The sequence below is a fragment of the Streptacidiphilus sp. MAP12-16 genome (genome assembly GCF_041262165.1).
GTDB lineage: Bacteria > Actinomycetota > Actinomycetes > Streptomycetales > Streptomycetaceae > Streptacidiphilus.
The window spans coordinates 1-19,916 of sequence record NZ_JBGCBY010000037.1; the positions used below are offsets into that span (position 1 = coordinate 1).

The following is a 19,916-nucleotide window of genomic DNA, read 5'->3' on the forward strand; positions in this document are numbered from 1 at the left end:
GCAGCGGTTGGCCCTCGGCGAGTTCGAACACGGTCGCGCACAGGGCGCCGACCAGGTCGGTGGGCAGTGGCCACGGTTCTTGTCCGGGTGCGGCGATCACCGCGGTCTGCTGGGCGGTCCGGACCCCGTGCTCGACCAGGCGCTGGACCTCCCGGTGACGCGCAGCTGCGAAGGGCGCCTGCTGCAGCAACTGGCCCACGATGCTCAACGGCGTCCGGTGCTCGGCCTGCGATCCCACCGCCCGCAACACGGTCACACCGGCCTTGCCCGCGTCCTCGCACAGGACACGCAACAGTTCCGACTTCCCGCTCGCCACCGGGCCGATGACCAAACCAACAGCACCCGCACTACGCAGGGAGCCGGCCGTGAGCTGGGCCAACCGAAGCAATTCCTCGTCACGCTCGACGAGATCGGTTCGGGCCGTCATAGGGTGTACTCCTCGCTTCGGGCCATGGATTCCACCCACGCCGCTTCCGATAGGACGAGGACGACGCCAAAATACGGAGGATTCCCCCGGGAAAATGGTTCCGTCCTCTTGCCGCAGCAGAATGCATGCCTCACAGCGGATGATCACGGAAAATGCGGTCATAAGCCAGATCAGACCGCGTCGGAAACCCACCGCGAGGCTTGACGCCACCCACCCGTACCTTCCACTCCGTAGCGCCGTGGTCGGCATTCCTTCCCGCTACGCCGTACCTTATCGAGACAAAGTGGCGAGCAGGTTAAATCCGTCAAGCGGATGATAAAGAGTGGGGACTGGCGGGCACGAATGGGATACCCGATTTGGTCTATCGGGTATCCCGGGAACGCGTGTCGGCAGCGGTTGAAGGTGACCCACTTTGGCCGGTTGAGTTCGGACGACCGAGCCGTGCCCGTCTCAGCATCAACACCATCGGAACGCACTCAAAGCAAAGTCGTGCGAACCGATGCCGGCTTGCTGAAGGGGCTTTCCAGTGCAGGACTACCCGGTGGTTCCGAAGGTGACCTTGTAGTAGCACTGCGCCTTGCAGGCCATCGTCGCCGAGTCGTCGAATGCGTAGGAGTAGGCGTACGGCTCGGCCTTCTTGAAGACCTGGGTGTAGTCGACCGGCCACTTCGACGGTACGCAGTTGTTCCGCCCGGCCCAGGTGCCGCGGCAGCAGTAGGTGTCCCCTCCGAATGCGGCGCAGGGCGGCTTGCAGCCGATGGTCTGGCCGCCGGACACGGCCTGCATGGCACTGGGGCAGTTGACCGGTGCGGTGCAGCTGCCCTTGTAGCAGCCCGATGCGCTCACGGGGTCGGAGGTGACGGTGTGGGAGACGTTGATGTACATCGGCAGGTTGGCGCCGTCTACCATGCTGACATCGTAGAAGTCCATGTTGTCGAAGGCGTTGAAGGTGAACTCGCCCAGCGTCGTGGGGGTCACCGGCCCTGAGCACTGGGTGGTGCAGTCTCCGGTCAGGCACTGCCCCTGACCGTCGGTGCTGCAGCCGGTACGGCCCCAGATACGTCCGCCCCAGGTATTGGCCACGGCGAGCGAGGTGCTCTGCCCGGGCAGGAGTTTCCGGCCGCTGGGATACGCCGAGGTATTGGTGACAATGGCCCAGATCGTTTGCTGGGTGCGGTTGACCAGCGTGATCCTTCGCTGGCTGCCTGTCAGCGCCGCCTGCCCGGACGCCCCCGCCGCGCCACCGGCTGCCGTCCCGGACTTCTGCTTGCCCGCGGCAGCCGTGGGGCTTGAGGGGATGGAAGGCCGTGGCTTGGGCGTCGCGGTCGCAACAGGCGACGCGGCGGGACCAGACGCCGCGGGACCGGCTGAGGCAGAGCGGGCAGAACCAGTGGCGCCGGCCGCCTGGGCCGCTGACTGCGGGCTGACGGACCCAGCGGGAGAGGTCGCCCAGTAGATGATCACGAACGCCGTCGCGGCTGCTGTGAGGGCTGCCAACCATCCTCGTGCGGACCTTGCCCGATGCTGCCTTCGTGCCATGACGTGCCTTCCTGGTACTCGCCACTGTCGGCGTCCCTGGATCGGAGACGGTGGTGGAGTCGCCCGACAACGTAAATCTCGCGAAAAAACCGAAAGCGGCGGATCAAGGCCGCCCCTGACCCATCCGTTGCACGTCGTCGACGGTCCCGCGGGGTGCCCAGGTAGCCAAGGGGGTCGCAGTCCGCGCTCCAGTAACTGGGGGTGTACAGGCGGCGGCCAGGGCATCGACGATGGTGGGGAGATAGGGGTGGTCCGGGGCGCGCTGCTGCGTCATGATCGGCAGTCATCACCGTCCCGCACCGGGGGAGAAACGCGTCATGAACCAGCCGGTTCCGAAGAGGTCCAAAGTCAGCGGCAGCGCACGAGCCGAACTTGCCGCCCGCGCACGGAATTCCTACGAGGGCGGCGCGTCCGTGCGCACGGTCGCCACCGAGATCGGGCGCAGCTACGGAGCGGCCCACATGCTGTTGGCGGAGTCCGGTGTGACCTTTCGCAGCCGCAGCGGCCAACTCCGGGCCCCAGCCGGGGAGTGAAAGCCGTGGCCATACCCAGGACGAGAACTGCGGCTCGGGTCTTCCGGGTCCAGGGCTCGCATGTCTGGTGCATCTAGCCTGAACGGTCATCACGATGCCCGGCTCGCCGCCAGCCGCCACGCGGCGGCGGCGGTGGCGGCGCTCGTTGAACCCGAGGCCACGTGAGCCGCCGGGGGCTCTCGACCGGCAGCTAGGTCGAAGGTGTCGCGGTGGGTGGGGAAGGCGGGTGCGTTGGCGCCCGCCGAGCGGGCCTTGTCCTGCCCGCACAGTCCCGACCCGGCCGATCGGCCACCTGCGGGCAGCCAGAGGTCTCGGCGACGGGCTGGAACGCGATCCCCCTCGATCTGCTTCACCCCCCCGCTCCCAGAGGTCGAGGCCTGAGGCTGCACAGGCGGGCCTCCCGCTGTTTTCGTCAGTAACATGAAGATGTTGTCATCGCTACGAAGCGGTGTTATCGTTGATGTCATGAATACGAGATCGCGGATAATCGAGGCGACGGCGGCCCTGATCGCGCAGTCACCGAGCGGCGACGTGTCCACCCGCGCCGTGTGCGAGGCGGCCGGCGTGCAGCAGCCGGTGCTCTACCGGCTGTTCGGCGACAAGGATGGCCTGCTGGCGGCCACAGTCGACTACGTCTGGGACCAGTACCTGGGCAGCAAGAGGGCTGCCGAAAAATCCGAGGACCCACTGGAGGATCTCCGGACAGGCTGGGACAGCCACACGGCATTCGCACTGGAGCACCCCAACGCCTACAAGCTGATGTTCGCGCCGGCGCTGCGCTCGATGCCGGAGGCCGCCGAGGAGGCCCTGCGCATCCTGCGGGACGTCCTTGAACGCCTCGCCGTCCAGGGGCGACTGCGGGTCACGCCCGACGTGGCAGCGCGCATGGTCATGACGGCCAACACGGGCGTCGCACTCGCGTTGATCACCCGCCCCAGGCTCTATCCGGACACCAGCCTGTCCACCCTGGTCAGGGATGCCATCCACCAGGCGATCCTGGTCGACCCCGCAACGGGCACCGCAGTGCACGCCCCGCGCGCCATAGCCGCCACCACGCTGCTGTCCTCACTGGACGAGCTCACTCCTCAGACCTTCACGCCTCCCGAAGCAGCACTGCTCGGGCAGTGGCTGACGCAGATCATCGCGTCCGCCGCATCGCACTGATGCCTTTTCTCTGGTGTGCCAGGGGCATCCATGCCCCTGGCACACGGGCGGCCCGAACAGGGCGCTCCACAACGCAGCACCCACTTCTGAAACTCACCCGAAGGACATGACATGACGCACAACTTCACCCGCGTGGCCCTGATCACCGGCGGCTCCGGCGGCATCGGCCGCGCAGTCGCAGAGCGCCTGGCCAAGGACGGCATGGCGATCGGCGTGCACTACGCCGGGAACAAGGCCAAGGCCGAGGAGACCGTCGCCGCGATCACCGCAGCGGGCGGCAAGGCGATCGCCGTCGCCGGCGACGTCGCCGACGAAAACGAGATGTCCGCAGCGTTCGAGACGGTCGAGCAGCAGTTCGGCGGCGTCGACGTGGTCGTGAACACCGCCGGCATCATGGTGCTCTCGCCCATCGCGACGCTGAACTTGGACGACCTCGACCGGATGCACCGCACCAACATCCGCGGCACCTTCGTGGTCTCCCAGCAGGCCGCCCGACGGGTCCGCCCCGGCGGCGCGATCATCAACTTCTCCACCTCGGTCACCCGCCTCCAGTTCCCGACCTACGGCGCCTACGCGGCCAGCAAGAGCGCAGTCGAGGGCATGACCCTGGTGCTGGCCCGTGAGCTGCGGGGCAAGGACATCACCGTCAACGCGGTGGCCCCCGGCCCGACCGCCACGCCGTTGTTCCTCGAGGGCAAGGACCAGACCACGATCGACAACCTGTCCAAGGCCGCACCGCTCGAGCGCCTGGGAACGCCGCAGGACATCTCCGAAACCGTCGCCTTCCTCGCCGGTCCGGCCCGATGGATCAACGGCCAGGTCCTGTTCGCCAACGGCGGTCTCGCCTGAGCACCCCTTCCCCGTTCCGAGCCATCGCCGACGCCCCGGAACCCACGGGCAACCACACCATGTGCAAGGAGAAGACCATGAACAACATCGTCGTGATCACCGGCGCCTCCAGCGGCTTCGGCGCTCTCACCGCCCGCGCCCTGGCAGACGCGGGCAACACCGTCTACGCCGGTATGCGCCACACCACCACCCGCAACGCGCCCCAGGTCCAGGCCGCCGCCGACTACAGCAAGGACCACGGCGTCGACCTGCGCTCGATCGAACTCGATGTCAACTCCCAGGACTCCGTCGACACCGCGATCAGCCACGTCATCGCCGAGCACGGCCGCATCGACGTCCTCATCCACAACGCCGGCCACATGGTCACCGGCCCCGCCGAGGCGTTCACCCCTGAACAACTCGCCGAGCTGTACGACGTGAACGTCCTCTCCACCCAGCGGGTCAACCGTGCCGCGCTGCACCACATGCGCACGGCAGGCAACGGCCTGGTGATCTGGGTGTCCAGCACGAGCGTCAAGGGCGGAACCCCGCCGTACCTGGCCCCCTACTTCGCTGCCAAGGCCGCGATGGACTCCCTGGCCGTCAGCTACGCCGCCGAGCTCGCCCGCTGGGGCGTGGAGACCTCCATCGTGGTGCCCGGCTCGTTCACCAGCGGCACCAACCACTTCGCTCACTCCGGCCGGCCCGCCGACCACGCGGTCGAGGCGGAATACGAGAAGAAGTACACCGGCCTGATGGACCAGGTCGCCGAGAAGCTCGCCGCACTGGCACCTGAGGGTGCGGACGCGTCCTTGGTCTCCGACGAGATCACCCGCATCGTCGCCCTCCCCTCGGGGCAGCGCCCCTACCGGGTACACATCGACCCGGCCAACGACGGCTCGGAGGAGGTCTCCAACGTCGCCGACCGCATCCGCCGCGAGTTCCTCACCCGCGTCGACCTCGCCGACCTGCTCACCCCACAGCCGGTGACCGCGTAGCGACACCCCACGGTGCGGGGCAGCCGGAGAGTCCGGCTGCCCCGCACACGCCGCATCTGCGCCCCGGTCGACCCATCGACGCGGGGTGGGGCCGCCCGGCGGGCGCGCAGCCCGCGGGGACCACTACGTGGTGGGGGTACTTGGCGGGCTGGGGCTACCAATCCGCGGCATCACGCCTTGGCGCGGGACGGCAGGGCGGCGCGGGAGAACGCGGCGGCCGGCTCTTCGGCATCCGCACACGGGATCTGACCGCCGACCAGGTCGGCGATCTGGCGCAGCAGGGGCAATGCGGACCAGCCGGGCAGGGCACCGGCCCGAACCTGCTGGTCGACGAGCTCGCGGGCAAGAAGTGCGGCAGGGACGCCTTCGAGCCCACTCGTCGAATCATTTCGACAATTCGATGACCAAAGCATGACCCAGCTGGGAACCGACAGACTGGAAAGCCTTTGACCAGCTTGCTCCAGGCCAGCCCACTTGCCCCGCCGAAACCAGGATGAGGATAGCTGAGCAGGCCAGCATTTGTTACAGCCTGCACGATTGACAGCCGCATGGGCTCGCGCTTTGATTCGTCGAAACGTTTCTACGATGGGCTGACAGACGGGGTGCTCTTTTCGCAACCCTCGCCACCCTCGCCACGCCAAGTCGCAGAGTCGCCCCATCCCCGCCTACCCACCCCTGGGAGGGAATGATGAATCGCTCCAGCGCCCCACCCGCGCCCCCGCTCACGACGCAGCCCTGCCGCCGTGCCGGACGCCTTCGCTCCGCCGTGCTCTCCTTGCTCGCCGTCTCCGCGCTGGCGTGCACCTTCCTGGCCGCACCGGCGCACGCCAGCGCGGCGGACACCACCGTCGCCATCGACCTGTCCCAGTCCGGCGCGGCTCCCACGCACGCCGGAGCCGGTTTCCTGTACGGCCTGACTCAGGATGGTTCGGGTCCGGCGGACTCCCTGCTGCAGCCATTGCAGCCGGCCCTGTTCCGGGGCGGTGGTGCCCGCATCTCCGGTGGCGGGTGGATCGGCGACGGCTACACAGCGGGTGCGGGCTACCGTGCCCGCATCAGTGCGGCGCTGTCCCAGGCGAAGAGGGTGACGGCGGCTCCGTACGGCGCGTCCTACCACCTGCTGGTGTCGGACCTGTTCGGCGCGGACACGACCCAGCCGGCCAACACCGCCTACCCGTGCGACAACGGGAACTGCGCCAACTGGACCGCCTTCATCGACCAGGTCGTCAGCGACGTCCAGGTGTCGGGCGTCAAGGTGAGCTACGACATCTGGAACGAGCCCGATGGCACCGGCTTCTGGCAACGCGGCGTCAACAGTGCGCAGTACTACCAGATGTGGGACGCCGCGGTGCGTGAGATCCGCCGCCTGGTTCCGTCGGCCTCGGTCGTGGGCCCCTCCTACAGTGGCTACAACCACAGCTGGCTGGACTCCTGGCTCGCCCAGACCAAGGCCGACGGCACCCTGCCCAATGTCCTCAACTGGCACTTCGGCACCGACCCGGCCGCCGACGCCGCAGACGCGAACAGCCTGATGGCCGCACACAGCATCCCGGCGATCCCGCTGACGATCAACGAGTACCTGTTCTCCCAGCAGCAGAACTCCGCCTACTCCGCCTGGTTCCTGGACCGCCTCGCCGTCTCCGGGGTCTCCGCCGCCGCCCATGCCATCTGGAGCGACTGCTGCGGTGCCGGCACGCTGGACTCCCTGCTGACCGGCACCGGCAGCAGCCAGCAGCCCTCCGGGCAGTGGTGGGTCTACCAGGCCTATGCCCAGCTCACCGGTAACCGGGTGGCCGCCACCAACAGCGGCGCCATGGCCGTCTTCGCGACGAAGGACCAAAGCAGGGGGCGGGCCGCTGCCCTGCTCGGCAACAACTCGGGGCAGAGCGGCACGACCACTGTCACCGTCAACGGGCTGTCCGCCACGCCCTGGCTGTTGTCCGGCGGCACCGTGCACGTCACGGTCCAGCGCATCCCCGACCAGAGCCAACTGGTCACTCCCATCACAGTGACGGACACGGCACTGACCCCGAGCAACGGCAGCATCAGCGTCCCGGTGAACGTGGTCTCCGGGACCGACGCCTACACCATCACCCTGTCGCCCAACGGAGTTGCCCCCACCCCTCCCCCGGTCGCCACCACCACCGTCGATGCCAACAGCACCGGCGCCGGCACCGATCAGTTCTCCTACAGCTCGGGCTGGGGCGTGGCCAACGGCATCAGCGACATGTACGCCGGCACCGCTAACTGGACCCAGACCGCCGGTTCCACCGCGCAGTTCCAGTTCCAGGGCAGCCAGGTCGCACTGCACGCGGTGCGCGACACCGACCAGGGCACGATGACCGTCTCGGTGGACGGCTCCGCCCCGGTGACCCTCGACGACTACGCGGCCACCCGCAACGCCTCGGGGATCGTGTGGACCAGCCCGGTCCTGGCGAGTGGCTCGCACACCCTGACCGTCACCGCCACCGGCAACCGCAATGCGAACAGCAGCGGCAGCACCATTGCCCTCGACAGCGCGGACATTCTGCAGGCGCAGCCCTCGGGCACGACTGTGACCGTCGACGCCAACACCACCGGCACCGGAGTCAACCAGTTCTCCTACAGCACGGGATGGGGCCTGGCCACCGGCATCTCCGACATGTACGCGGGCACTGCCAACTGGAGCCAGACCGCCGGATCCACCGCGACCTTCACCTTCACCGGGAACAAGGTCGCGCTGCATGCCGTGCGCGACGTCGACCAGGAGATGATCGCAGTCTCCCTGGACGGCGGTACCGAGACAGTCGTCGACGACTACAGCCCCACCCGCAACGCCTCGGGCACCGTTTGGACCAGCTCAAGTCTTGCCTCGGGCACGCACACCCTGCACATCAGGGTCACCGGGAACCACAACCCCAGCAGCAGCGGCTTCAACGCCGCACTCGACAGCGCCGACGTCACCACCAACTAGCTTCGCAGGAGGCGTCGTTCGCCCTCTAGATCGTGACACGCGTCGGTCGATGTCCGCAGTCGGCCGGCGTCGTCGACGGACCTGGCTGCCCGGACTGCCATCGGCTCCGCCGCCACGACCACGCGCTTCGTTGCGCTGTTGGTTACCGCGATCGGCGGCGCCGGAAAACGGTTCGACGGCTTTGCGGAGTCCTGGCACAGTGGCGCACCATGACGGACTTCGAGCTAGTGACCGCCGCGGACGTGGAGCTCATGCAGGGTCTGGCACAGCGCGTCACTGCCACCCGCCCAGACCTGGTCAGCGCCGACGCGTCATACGGGGAGCTGGCCTGGATCTGGGGCCATGGGCACGCCGCCTACGGCACAGCCTGGCCGCGTCGGCTGTGGTTCTCCGGTGACGATGTGGTGGCGTGGGGCTGGGCCTGTCTTCCGCGCCAGGTGAGGCGCAGTGACGGGTCGGTGAAGGACGTCACCGGCGCCTTTCTGGCGTATCAGGTCCATCCCGACTGCGCCGAACTGGTCGACGAAGTGATCGACTGGTACGACGGTGTGGCGGCCGGCCTCGAGCGCACTGTGTTGCCGTCGGCCGCCGATGAGTTCGCACTGAAGCGATGGGCGGCCCACGGCTATGAGACCGACGTGGAGTCACTCGGCGACACCGGCGACTGGACCCAGCTCAACCAGCGGGACCTCACCGATGTGGAACAGCCGGTACTGCCGGACGGTTTCCGGTTCCGCACCGCCGACGAGGCCGGACCGGAGGCCGCGGTCCGGGCCCATGTGGACGCCTGGGCTCCCTCTGCGTACACGGCCGAAAGCTACCAGGGCGTCCGACAAACGGCGGCCTACCGCGGCGACCTGCACGTCCTGGTGGAGGCGCCGGACGGAACGATGGCAGCCTCGACGATCATGTGGCTCGACGAAGCGAACAAGACCGTCGAGTTCGAGCCGGTCGGAACGCATCCGGACTACCGGCGGCTCGGGCTGGGAAGGGCGATGCTTCTGCACGGGATGCATCTGGCGCGGGCGGCCGGGGCCACTCATGCGACGGTCGTCTGCCTGGGTGCGCCGGGGCATCCCCAGGCGCGCGGGCTGTACTACAGCCTCGGGTTCCGGGAGCTCTCGCGGGACGCGCCGCTCATCAAGACCAAGACCGCGGACTGAGGACTGGGGCACCACCCGGACGGCCCGTCACATCACAACGGGCAAAGGTTGCTTGATACCAGACCGTGCCCCGGAGCAGGGCCGGTCAGGGTGCGGATCAGCACACTCACCGGCCCAGCGCCTTGCTGTGGCGTCAACGCCTCCGGCGACAGCCGGACAGAGCCTAGCGGCGCAGCGGCGGGCCTGCGCTGCCGCGTCGGTTGAGGTGCGGTTCCAGCAGGGTGGACACGGGCTGGTCCGTACCGGTGATGAGTCCGACGAGACGTTCGAAGGCGAGGCGTCCGAGCTCGGTGGTGGGCAGGGCGACGTCCGAGACGGCAGGGACCAGGTGTTGGGCCTGGTCGTCGGGGCAGATCGCGACGACGGACATGTCACCGGGCACGCGTCGGCCGAGCTGGCGCAGGCGGTCCAGGACGAAGGGCAGGGCGAGCTCGTTGTAGACGATCAGAGCCGACAGCTCCGGGTCCTGCCCGAAGAGTTCCTCGATGGCCTCGGCCACCCCGGCTGGGTTGGGCTGCGCCGGGATCCAGGTCGGCTTCAGCCCCCGTTCCGTCAGCTCCTGCAGGACGCCGTCGCGGGCGCGCAGTGCGAAGCCGGCCTGACGGGTGAAGGTGTCGGCGGGTTGGGCGAGCATGCCGATGTGGCGGTGGCCCAGGTCGTGAAGGTGCTGTACGCACATGGCACCGGCGGCGGCGAAGTCGAAGTCGACGTGGACCAGGTCTTCGGCGTCGTCCGGCGTGCCGATGAGGACCGCGGGCCGGTCCAGGGCCCGTAGCACCGGAACCCGGGGGTCGTTGACCTGGATCTCCATGACGATGACGCCGTCGACCATGGCGCTGTTGACGACGTTGTTGATTTCGGCGACGCCGTCCTCGGCGGTCAGCAGCAGCAGGTTGAACCCTTGTGCACGGGCCGCGTGCAGGACGGCGAAGACGAACTGCATCTGGACGCTGCTCTGCCCGTCGGCGAGCATCGGCAGCACCATGGCGACGACGTTGGTGCTCTGCCGTCGGATCGAGCGGGCACCGGCGTGCGGGCGGAAGCCGAGTTCGGCGATGCTCTCCTCGACTCGGCGGCGTGTCTCGGCGGAAATGGGCCGGTTGCCGCTCAGCACGTAGGACACCGTGCTGGGCGAGACCCCGGCCCGCCGCGCCACATCGACCAGCCTTACCGGCACTGCGCCTCCATCGTGTGAGTGACCATTGACTTTACCCGTCTACCTGGGTTCGGCGGCCAGGATCGGGAGCCTGGCGTCGTCGCGCAGGAACAACGGGATGCGCTCCAGCGGAGCCGGGCACTGGTGGGTCCGGCCGCCGGCGAGAGGCCGGCCGGTCCAGGCACAGGTCCAGCCGGCGCCCTCCGGCAGATAGACCTGGCGGCTGTCAGCGCCCGCCTCCAGCACCGGGGCGACCAGAAGGTCGGGTCCCAACAGGAACTGGTCGGTGATCTCCCAGGCCCGGGGGTCCTGCGGGAACTCCAGGAACAGGGCGCGCATGGGTGCGAGGCCGGTGCGGGCGGCGGTTTCCATCTGCTGCTGCAGGTAGGGGCGCAGCCGTTCGCGCAGGGCGAGGTAGCTGGTCATGATGTCGTAGGCGCGCTCGCCGTAGGACCAGACCTCGTTGGGCCCCCCGGTGATGTCGCGACCGAGCGGTGTGCGCGGAGCGCGGTCGCCGTGCATGCGGAACAGGGGGCTGAACGCGCCGAACTGGAACCAGCGGATCATCACCTCCTGGTAGGCGGGGTCCGCGGGGTCGCCGCCGTGGAAGCCGCCGATGTCGGCACACCACCAGGGCAGTCCGGACAGGGCGGTGTTGAGTCCTGCGGTGATCTGGTGGCGCAGGGTGGCGAAATCCACGCCGATGTCGCCGGACCACAGTGCGGCGCCGTAGCGCTGGCTGCCGGCCCAGGCCGATCGCGAGAAGCTCATTCCGTCGTGGTCCGGGTCCGCGTCGGCGGTCAGGCCCTCCCAGAAGGCACGGGCGTGCTCGCGGGGGTAGAGGTTGGCGACCTCGGCGCCGTTTCCGGCCCAGAAGCGCAGGTTGGCGTGGTGCAGGGGCACCATCTCGGGTTCGCAGGCGTCCAGCCAGAAGACGTTGATGCCCAGGTCGGCGTAGTTGCGCTTGATCGTGTCCCAGAGGAACTCGCGTGCCTGCGGGTTGGTCGCGTCGTAGAAGGCCACCGGGATGGGGGCCGGTGAGGGTTTGTCGATGAACCGGGTGTGGGTGGGCAGCCCGGACTCAGTGCCTATGAGGAGCCCTCGTTCGCTCAGTTCCGCCCAGTTCTCGCTGGCGGGGTTGACCGAGGGCCATACCGAGACCATCAGTTTGACGCCCATGGCGTCGAGTTCGGCGACCATCTGCTTGGGGTCGGGCCAGTCTGTTTCGTCGAAGCGCCAGTCCCCGAGGCTGGGCCAGTGGTAGAAGTCGGCCACGATCACCGACAGCGGGAGGCCGCGGCGGTGGTGCTCGCGGGCGACGGTGAGCAGTTCCTCCTGGGTGCGGTAACGCAGTTTGGACTGCCAGAATCCGGTGGCCCACTCGGGCAGGACCGGACTGTGGCCGGTCGCGTCGGCGTAGTGGCCCAGGATCCGGGCCGGGGTGGGTGCGGTGGTGAACCAGTAGTCGATCTGCCGGGCCTGGTGCGCGATCCAGCGGGTGCCGCTGGTGGCCAGTTCGACGGCTCCTACGGCGGGATTGTTCCACAGCAGGCCGTAGCCACGGCTGGAGAGCAGGAACGGAATGCTGACTTCGGTGTTGCGCTGGACCAGGTCGATCACGGCGCCCTTCTGATCGAGCAGCCCGTGCTGGTGTTGCCCCAGTCCGTAGATCCGCTCGTCCTCGTAGGCCGCGAAGAGTTGCTCGATGCGGTAGCGGCCGGCGCCCAGCGGGCTGAAGTTGCGTGCGCCCGGCCACCAGAAGTGAGCGGGGCGCTCGGCGAGGAGCTCCTCTCCCTGCGCGTCCAGGAACCGGATCACACCGGCCGGGGTGACCTCGACCCGCAGGTCGCCATGCCGCAGCAGCGCGGGCGGCCCCTGGATCCCGACGGCGGCGCCGATGGACGCCTCGGCCGAACGGATCACCGAACCAGGGGGCGGCAGCTCGACGACCGGGCGCGCACCGGGCGGCGGTGCCAGCAGCGCACCGGGCAGGTCCTCCAGCAGGACGCCGACCCCCGAGCGGACCCGCACGCTGTCGGCGCCCCAGGGCTCGATCCGAACGAACTGCTCGCTGTTGCGCCACTCGAGACCGCCGTCGACTTCCCGAAACGCACTCATGCCCCGTCCTCCCTGTTCATGGACCCGGGCACCGAGATGCCACAGTTCCGCCCGCCCGGATGGTAATCGAATTGTTTCGATGATCGCTAGAGCTAGTCGGGCCTGAGCACCGGACCCTCCCTCACCGCCGGCCATCACGTCAAGTGCGCTCTTCAGCAAGTGGAGATAGACGAAGTGCGGTTACGAGCGAGTCACGGAAACGAAACCTCCCATTGACAACCCTCCCGGCTCGCGCTTCGATACGTCGAAACGTTTCCGCGAAGAGTTGAGCGAGCAACCCCGAACCGCCAGGGCAGGAGCCGAACCGGCCGCCCCAGGGCCGCGCGCAACCGGATCCCCCATCGGCACCGGCTCAGCGCGAACCGCTCGCGACCTGTTCGAACCCTCCAGCAGTGCCCCACATGCAAGGGAAGGCAGTTATGAACACCAGGAGTGCCACAAGATCTCCGCGCCGAAGCCTGGCGCTGACCATGGCCGCCGGCGTGGCCCTGACGGCCAGTGCCTGCGGCTCCGGCCCGGCCACCAGCAGCGCGCCCGCCGGTCCGCTCACGCTCACCGCGACGGACTACTACACCTCCGAGCCGATGCACAGCGCGGTGGGATCGATCCTGGCGAGCTGCGCGGCCGACAGCGGGGTGAAGGTCACGCACGTGAGCGTGGCCAACCCCCAGCTGATGCCCAAGGTGCTCCAGCAGTTGTCCTCGCACACGCTGTCGGACCTGTTGATGCTGGACAACCCGAACCTGCAGCAGATCGCCCAGACCGGTGCGCTGGTCCCGCTCGACACCGCGGGAGTGGACCTGTCCGGCTTCTACCCCTCGATCCTGTCCGCCGGCAGCTACCAGAGCAAGGTGTACGGCCTGGCCCCGGGAGTGAACTCGATCGCCCTGTTCTACAACAAGGACATCCTGGGCGCAGCGGGCATCACGCCTCCCGCCACGTGGGCCGAACTGACCGCGGACGCGGCGAAGCTGACGACCCCTCGGCACTACGGCTTCGCGATGTCGGCGGACAACGACGGCGAGGGGGCCTGGCAGTACCTTCCCTTCTTCTGGTCCAACGGCGGGGACCTGCAGCACCTGGACGCGGCGCCCTCGGTCCAGTCGCTGCAACTGGTCAGTGGCCTGGTCAAGAGCGGTTCGATGTCCAAGTCGGTGGTGACGTGGGCGCAGAGCGATGTGAACGACCAGTTCATCGCCGGCAAGACCGCCATGATGATCAACGGGCCGTGGCAGTTCCCGACCCTGGACGCCGCGAAGACTCTGCACTACGGAGTCGCCTCGATCCCCGTTCCCACGACGGGCACCAGCGTCAAGGTGCCGCTGGGCGGGGAGGTGTGGACCGTACCGGTGACCACCTCGGCGAAGGAGAAGGCCGCCGCGAAGGTGCTGGCGTGCATGAACACCAGCGCCAACCAGGTCGCGCTCGCCAAGGCGGCCGGCTACGTGCCGTCGTTGCAGTCGGCCGCTGCCCAGGTCGCGAAGGACAATCCAGCACTGGCGCCGTTCGTGGCCGAGGTCTCCACCGCCCTGTCGCGTACGTCGGAGGTGGGCACGAAGTACCCGACCATCGCTACCGCGCTTGAGACCGCGATGCAGTCGGCGCTGACCGGCGCGGCCAGTCCGCAGCAAGCGCTGACCACCGCTCAGGCCTCGGCGACCAAGGGCTGACACAGCTCGACGCCCCACCCGGCTCGGGGCCGGCCCGGGAGCTTCGCGCAGCGCGCACAAGCCACCGGCCCGGCTCGCGCACCCCACGACGGCGGAGGAACAGCAGGATGACCCAGGTCTCGTCGATTCCCGGCGCCAAGCCGGCCGCGTCCACGCGGGCCAGAGGGCCGGCCGACGGTCCTCGCCGACACCGCCGCCGCGAGCGGCTGGCGCAGTGGCTGTTCCTGGCGCCCGCCATGCTGTACCTGGTCGCGTTCTTCGGCTTCCCGATCGTCAAGAACCTGGTGATGGGCTTCCAGGACTACAGCACCGCCAGCCTGTTCACCGGGCAGGCCCCCTTCGCCGGATGGTCCAACTACCAGGCGATCTTCACCTCCGGGCTGTTCGGGAAGCTGGTGCTCAACACCGCACTGTTCACGGTCGCCTCGATGCTGGGGCAGTTCGTGATCGGGATGGCACTGGCGCTGTTCTTCAACCGCCGCTTCCCGCTGAACGGCCTGGTCCGCGCGCTGCTGCTGTTGCCCTGGTTGCTGCCGATGGTCGCCTCCGCCACCGTATGGCGGTGGATGCTCGGTCAGGACACCGGCGTCGTCAACAAGATCCTGGAGGGCCTGCACGTGGCCCCTGCAGGCGGGGTGCCCTGGTTGTCCAGCGTCAGCGTCGCACTGTTCTCGGTCACCCTGGTCAACATCTGGGTCGGCATCCCGTTCAATCTGGTGATCCTCTACAGCGGCCTCAAGGAGATCCCGCCCGAACTCTACGAAGCCGCCGCCCTGGACGGCGTGGGCCCGTGGAGCCGCTTCCGCTACATCACCTGGCCGCTGCTGCGGCCCGTGGTCACCGTGGTGGTGGTCCTCGGATTCATCTACACCGTCAAGGTCATCGACATCATCCTGGTCGTCACCGGAGGCGGGCCTGCGAACTCCAGCCAGACCCTGGCCGTGGAGTCCTACCAGCTGTCGTTCAAGACATTCCTGTTCGGCCAAGGTGCGGCCATGGGCAACGTCCTGATCCTGGTCTCCCTGGTGTTCGCACTGGTCTACCTGCGCTTCAACCGCCAGGCGATCCTCACGGAGGGAGAGTGATGAACACCCCGTCGACCACGCGTGGCCGGTGCTCCACGGTCCTGGCGCTGCTGATCCTCGCCGTGCTCCTGTTCCCGGTGTACTGGATGGTCAACGCGTCCCTACAGAGCGACGCGACGTCGTTCACCACCACCTGGTTCCCCTGGCGCCCGAGCCTGTCCGGCTACCGTCAGGCGCTGACGGACCAGGGCGGGCACCTGCTGGTCAGCCTGCTCCTGGCGCTGGGCGCCACCGCTGTCGCCGTCGCGGTCGCCACCCCTGCGGCCTACGCGCTGGCGAAGTTCCGGCTCCCGGGACGGGGATGGATCATCATCGCGACACTGGTCACGCAGATGATCCCCGGCATCGTCATCGCCAACGCCCTCTACGGCACCTACAACACCCTTCACCTGCTCAACTCGCTGCCCGGACTGATCCTCGCCGACGCATCCCTCGGCATTCCCTTCTCCATCCTGCTGATGCGCTCCTTCATGGCCAACGTCCCCAGCGAGATCATCGAGGCCGCACGCGTCGACGGGGCAGGAACACTGCGCACCTTCTGGTCGGTGGTCATACCGATCTGCCGCAACGGCATCATCACCGCTGCCCTGTTCAGCTTCCTGTTCGCCTGGAGCGACTTCCTGTTCGCCCTGACGCTGACGTCCTCCGGCTCGGTCACCCCGATCACGCTGGGCATCTACCAGTACCTCGGTTCCCAGACCGAGCAGTGGAGCCCGGTCATGGCCAGCGCAGTCCTGGCCTGCCTCCCCTCCACCGTCCTGCTCGTCCTGGCCCAACGCTTCATCGCCTCCGGCATCACCGGTGGCGCCGTGAAATAGCTCGTGGCCGAGGGCACGCCGCACTGTGGTGAGCGTCGTTGACGGCACCGAGCCCGCACCACCCGACCTGGACACCACCACGGCCATCCCACCGGAACAGCCGGTTCTCGACACACACACGGTCGGCCGTCCGCTACGCCGACCGCAGGGTGAGCAGCGTGATCTCGCTCGGCGCGAAGATCCGGAAGGGAGGACCCCAGAAGCCGGTGCCCCGGCTCGTGTAGAGCTGGGTCCGCTCTCCGTGCCGGCTCAGGCCGTGCACCACCGGCTGATCGATCCGGACGAGGTAGTTGAACGGCCAGATCTGCCCACCGTGGGTGTGTCCGGAGATCTGCAGGTCGATCCCGGCGCTCGCGGCCTGTGCGACGTACTTGGGCTGGTGGGCGACGAGCAGGACCGGCAGATCCGGGTCGGCCCCCGCCAGCGCGCCGACCAGGTTCGCACGGTGTCCGGCCAGCCCGGAGGACGCCGCCGTCACGTCATCCACACCTGCGAGCACGAGACTGTCCCCGCCCCGGTCGACCACGACGTGACGGTTGTGCAGCGGCTCCCACCCCAGCTCCGCCATGTGGTCCAGCCACCCCTGGGCTTCGCCGAAGTACTCGTGGTTCCCGGTGACGTACACCTTCGCCAGCCGTGACCGCATCGTCCCGAGCGGCGCGGCCTGCCCTCGGCGCTGGTCCAGGGTACCGTCGGCGATGTCGCCCGCGTGGCAGACGACGTCGGCGTCCAGTTCGTTGACCGCCTCGGCGACCCGCGCCGACCATCCGGCCCGGTCGATCGGTCCGTAGTGGGTGTCGGCCAGCACGACGACCCGCGTCCCGTCCAGGCCGCGTCCGAGCCGCGGGACGGTGACGTCCAACCGCGCCACCCGGGGCAGGCGCATGGCCTCCCTGTGTCCCCAGGCCAGCAGTCCGGCCGCGACCAGCGCGACCACGACCGCCACGATCCTGGACCGAGCCGGGTCGCCGACGCCGAGAGCGATCAGGACCAGCCGCAGCAGGCCGCTCAGGGCCGACCAGGCAAACAACACCCAGGCCACCCCGAGGGTGGTGTCGGCGATGCGCGCCGCCCGGTCCAGCCGCCTGCGCCCGTGCCCCATGACCATCAGCACCGGGAAGGCGAGCAGGGCAGCGGCGAAGAGCACCGTGCCGACCAGCGACACCGGGAACGGCCAGTCGGTGTTGGAGGAGAACAGCGTCCACCAGGGCAGGAAGAACAGGGAGACGAGCACGGCGAGGACGACGAACCCGCCCAGCGACCGGCGCAGGGCCCGCACGGCGCCTCCGCCGTTCGTCACCGAGGACGACCTGGCGTCGACCGGGATGCCGGCCTGGGTGTCGACCGAAAGATCGGCCTCGGACGAGTGTCCGAGCACGACGGTTTCCGGTCCGCCCACGCGGGACGACCGCGCGACCGGCTCCGACCAGTGGGATTCGTTGTCAGTCACTGCGCTGCCCCTCACATCCGCTGTCCAGCCGATTCCCATCATCCGGCATACGGGGCCGGCAACCTGCACGGGGCACAGGATGAGGTTGTCGGCAGGCACCGCATCGCTGTCGTCGTGCCGACCGAGTAGGAGGAACGGCTACGGCCGTCCTCCTTCGGCAGCTCTCAGATCACTTCCTTGCCCACATTGACGACTGGGACATGAAGTGATCACCTGATCGGCCGGCAGGCCCTACTCGAACCGCGCCGTGTCGCCCGCCCCTCGGCGTACGATTTCGGCTTCGCCACTGGAGAAGTCGATGACCGTCGTCGGCTCGGTGCCGCAGTCACCCGAGTCGAGCACTGCGTCCACCACATGGTCGAGCCGCTCCTTGATCTCCCAGCCGTGCGTCATCGGCTCGTCCTCGCCGGGCATGAGCAGGGTGCTGGAGAGCAGCGGCTCACCGAGCTCGGCGAGCAGGGCCTGAGTGACAACGTGGTCAGGAATTCGGACCCCTACCGTCTTCTTCTTCGGGTGCAGCAGTTGTCGCGGCACCTCTGTCGTCGCAGGGAGGATGAAGGTGTAGCTGCCGGGCGTTGCTGCCTTGATCGCGCGGAACACTCTGTTGTCAACATGCACGAACTGACCCAGTTGCGCGAAGTTCTGGCACACCAGGGTGAAGTGGTGACGATCATCGAGGTTCCGGATCGACCGGATCCGGTCGATACCGTCACGATTGCCCAGCTGGCACCCCAGCGCGAAACACGAGTCCGTCGGATACGCGACGAGCGCGCCGGACCGGACGATGTCAGCCACGTTGCCGATGGTGCGTCGCTGAGGATTCACAGGGTGCACGTCGAAGTACTTCGCCATCCGCCGAGCCTACGGGATCGCGTGCCGGATGCCCCGACGCCACGGAGCCGGCGCCACCACAGGCCATTGGAGCCGCGGTCGCGGCGCCCGGCCGGCCGGCCGGACGCCGCAACCGCGCACGTCAGGCCGGCGAGGTGACCCCTCGGCCGAGGTGTCGGGCGAAGAACCGGACCGCGCTGTCGGCCTCGAACCTGGGCAGATCCTTGTGCCTGCCCGCGTTGGCATGCAACGTCTTCTCCTTCGAGGCGAAGGCGTCGAACAGCGCGAGACCCGCCTCGCGCGGGATGTGCTCGTCGTCCCACTGCATGGCGAACTCGATCGGGATGGTGATCTGCTTCGCCTTCTCGGCCAGGACATCGGGCCAGTGCTGACCGAAGACCGCGGCCGTGATCCGGGGTTCGATCGCCACAAGCGGAACCCCGATTGCGGTGCCCATATTGATGCCGAAGTAGCCGACCGGCCCATCGGCGCCGATCTCCGGAAGCTCCTGGAGGGCGTCCAGCGTCGCCTGCCACTCGGGCACGGCGAGCTCCGCCAGGTGGGCGTTGTAACGGACGACGATCGGGCCGACCGGCTCGCCCGCCGCCATCGCCCGCTGCATCACGGCGATTTCCTGCTCGTCGTGCGCCGTGCGCGGCCGGTCGCCGTGACCGGGCGCGTCGATGACGGCGACGTGGAAGCCACATCCGGTCACGAGGCGCTGTGCCCGGCCCGCCATCGCGGGTGACTTCTTGTGGTTGCCGCCGCCGTGGCCCAGCAGGACCACGGGCGCGCGATCGGCGCCGGAAGCCGGCGACCAGAGTACGCCGGGGACGTCGCCCACGGTGAAGTCGCGTTCGACCATGCCGTTCGACGACGACTCGGCTGTGAACTGTAGAGAGTCCATAGGTGTTGCCTTTCGGGAGGGCCTTGTTGTCGAGGCGCTCCCGGCGACACCTACGTCAACCGCCCGGCCGTGACGGGAAGGGGGAGCACCCACATCGATACAGCGTTCATGGGTCTCACCTCCTCGGGCGGTGTCACGGTCAAACGGCAAGCTACCAGCCCGAGCATCATCCCGCCCAACCCTTTTCCCCGCCACGTGATCACCACTCCAGACGGGCCCTGGTACAGGAGGTGCGGAAGGTCGCGTCGCGGGGCCAGGAGGATCAACTGTCGTAGC

General features: G+C 68.4%; 17 protein-coding genes. 10 read left to right on the top strand and 7 right to left on the bottom strand.

Annotated features, from left to right (window positions below):
* Positions 1-427 (bottom strand): ATP-binding protein (locus ABIA33_RS33550; protein ID WP_370087079.1); only part of this gene is annotated, 427 nt, incomplete at its 3' end.
* A 534-nt stretch (positions 428-961) separates the two neighbouring features.
* Positions 962-1,924, bottom strand: a complete 963-nt coding sequence (locus ABIA33_RS33555) for a thaumatin family protein (protein ID WP_370087081.1) — start codon at positions 1,922-1,924, stop codon at positions 962-964.
* Positions 1,925-2,283: 359 nt separating this feature from the next.
* Between ABIA33_RS33555 and ABIA33_RS33560 the strand changes: the two genes are divergently transcribed.
* From ABIA33_RS33560 to ABIA33_RS33590, 7 genes are all read left to right on the top strand, one after another.
* Positions 2,284-2,499, top strand: a complete 216-nt coding sequence (locus tag ABIA33_RS33560) for a helix-turn-helix domain-containing protein (RefSeq protein WP_370087083.1) — start codon at positions 2,284-2,286, stop codon at positions 2,497-2,499.
* A gap of 465 nt (positions 2,500-2,964) precedes the next feature.
* Positions 2,965-3,663: a TetR/AcrR family transcriptional regulator gene (locus tag ABIA33_RS33565; protein ID WP_370087086.1), complete on the top strand. Its 699-nt coding sequence runs from the start codon at positions 2,965-2,967 to the stop codon at positions 3,661-3,663.
* Between the two features lie 111 nt (positions 3,664-3,774).
* Positions 3,775-4,512, top strand: a complete 738-nt coding sequence (locus ABIA33_RS33570) for an SDR family oxidoreductase (RefSeq protein ID WP_370087088.1) — start codon at positions 3,775-3,777, stop codon at positions 4,510-4,512.
* A gap of 77 nt (positions 4,513-4,589) precedes the next feature.
* On the top strand, positions 4,590-5,489 hold the full coding sequence (locus ABIA33_RS33575) for an SDR family oxidoreductase (RefSeq protein ID WP_370087090.1): 900 nt from the start codon (positions 4,590-4,592) through the stop codon (positions 5,487-5,489).
* A gap of 140 nt (positions 5,490-5,629) precedes the next feature.
* Complete coding sequence (locus ABIA33_RS33580; protein WP_370087092.1) at positions 5,630-5,893, top strand: hypothetical protein; 264 nt, start codon at positions 5,630-5,632, stop codon at positions 5,891-5,893.
* 281 nt (positions 5,894-6,174) lie between these two features.
* Complete coding sequence (locus ABIA33_RS33585) at positions 6,175-8,442, top strand: hypothetical protein (RefSeq protein WP_370087094.1); 2,268 nt, start codon at positions 6,175-6,177, stop codon at positions 8,440-8,442.
* Positions 8,443-8,651: 209 nt separating this feature from the next.
* Entirely contained in the window at positions 8,652-9,605 is a 954-nt protein-coding gene (locus ABIA33_RS33590) for a GNAT family N-acetyltransferase (protein WP_370087096.1), read from the top strand.
* Positions 9,606-9,768: 163 nt separating this feature from the next.
* Here the strand turns inward: ABIA33_RS33590 and ABIA33_RS33595 are convergent, their stop codons facing one another.
* Together ABIA33_RS33595 and ABIA33_RS33600 are read right to left on the bottom strand one after the other, a co-directional pair.
* Positions 9,769-10,782 (bottom strand): LacI family DNA-binding transcriptional regulator, encoded by a 1,014-nt coding sequence (locus tag ABIA33_RS33595; protein ID WP_370087099.1) that lies wholly within the window; start codon positions 10,780-10,782, stop codon positions 9,769-9,771.
* A 39-nt stretch (positions 10,783-10,821) separates the two neighbouring features.
* Positions 10,822-12,879, bottom strand: coding sequence for a TIM-barrel domain-containing protein (locus tag ABIA33_RS33600; RefSeq protein WP_370087101.1), 2,058 nt, complete (start codon positions 12,877-12,879; stop codon positions 10,822-10,824).
* Positions 12,880-13,298: 419 nt separating this feature from the next.
* On the opposite strand from ABIA33_RS33600, the gene ABIA33_RS33605 reads away from it, so the two are divergent.
* From ABIA33_RS33605 to ABIA33_RS33615, 3 genes are all read left to right on the top strand, one after another.
* On the top strand, positions 13,299-14,549 hold the full coding sequence (locus ABIA33_RS33605) for an extracellular solute-binding protein (RefSeq protein ID WP_370087103.1): 1,251 nt from the start codon (positions 13,299-13,301) through the stop codon (positions 14,547-14,549).
* Positions 14,550-14,656: 107 nt separating this feature from the next.
* Positions 14,657-15,634 carry a carbohydrate ABC transporter permease gene (locus tag ABIA33_RS33610; protein WP_370087106.1) on the top strand — a complete coding sequence of 326 codons (978 nt, stop codon included), beginning with the start codon at positions 14,657-14,659 and terminating at the stop codon, positions 15,632-15,634.
* Complete coding sequence (locus ABIA33_RS33615) at positions 15,634-16,452, top strand: carbohydrate ABC transporter permease (RefSeq protein WP_370087109.1); 819 nt, start codon at positions 15,634-15,636, stop codon at positions 16,450-16,452. The genes ABIA33_RS33610 and ABIA33_RS33615 overlap by 1 nt, the downstream gene beginning before the upstream one ends.
* Positions 16,453-16,585: 133 nt before the next feature.
* Here the strand turns inward: ABIA33_RS33615 and ABIA33_RS33620 are convergent, their stop codons facing one another.
* From ABIA33_RS33620 to ABIA33_RS33630, 3 genes are all read right to left on the bottom strand, one after another.
* Positions 16,586-17,779, bottom strand: coding sequence for a metallophosphoesterase (locus ABIA33_RS33620; protein WP_370087222.1), 1,194 nt, complete (start codon positions 17,777-17,779; stop codon positions 16,586-16,588).
* Between the two features lie 354 nt (positions 17,780-18,133).
* Positions 18,134-18,754 (bottom strand): L-threonylcarbamoyladenylate synthase, encoded by a 621-nt coding sequence (locus ABIA33_RS33625; RefSeq protein ID WP_370087111.1) that lies wholly within the window; start codon positions 18,752-18,754, stop codon positions 18,134-18,136.
* A gap of 121 nt (positions 18,755-18,875) precedes the next feature.
* Positions 18,876-19,640 (bottom strand): alpha/beta hydrolase, encoded by a 765-nt coding sequence (locus tag ABIA33_RS33630; protein ID WP_370087113.1) that lies wholly within the window; start codon positions 19,638-19,640, stop codon positions 18,876-18,878.
* Positions 19,641-19,916: the final 276 nt, after the last annotated feature.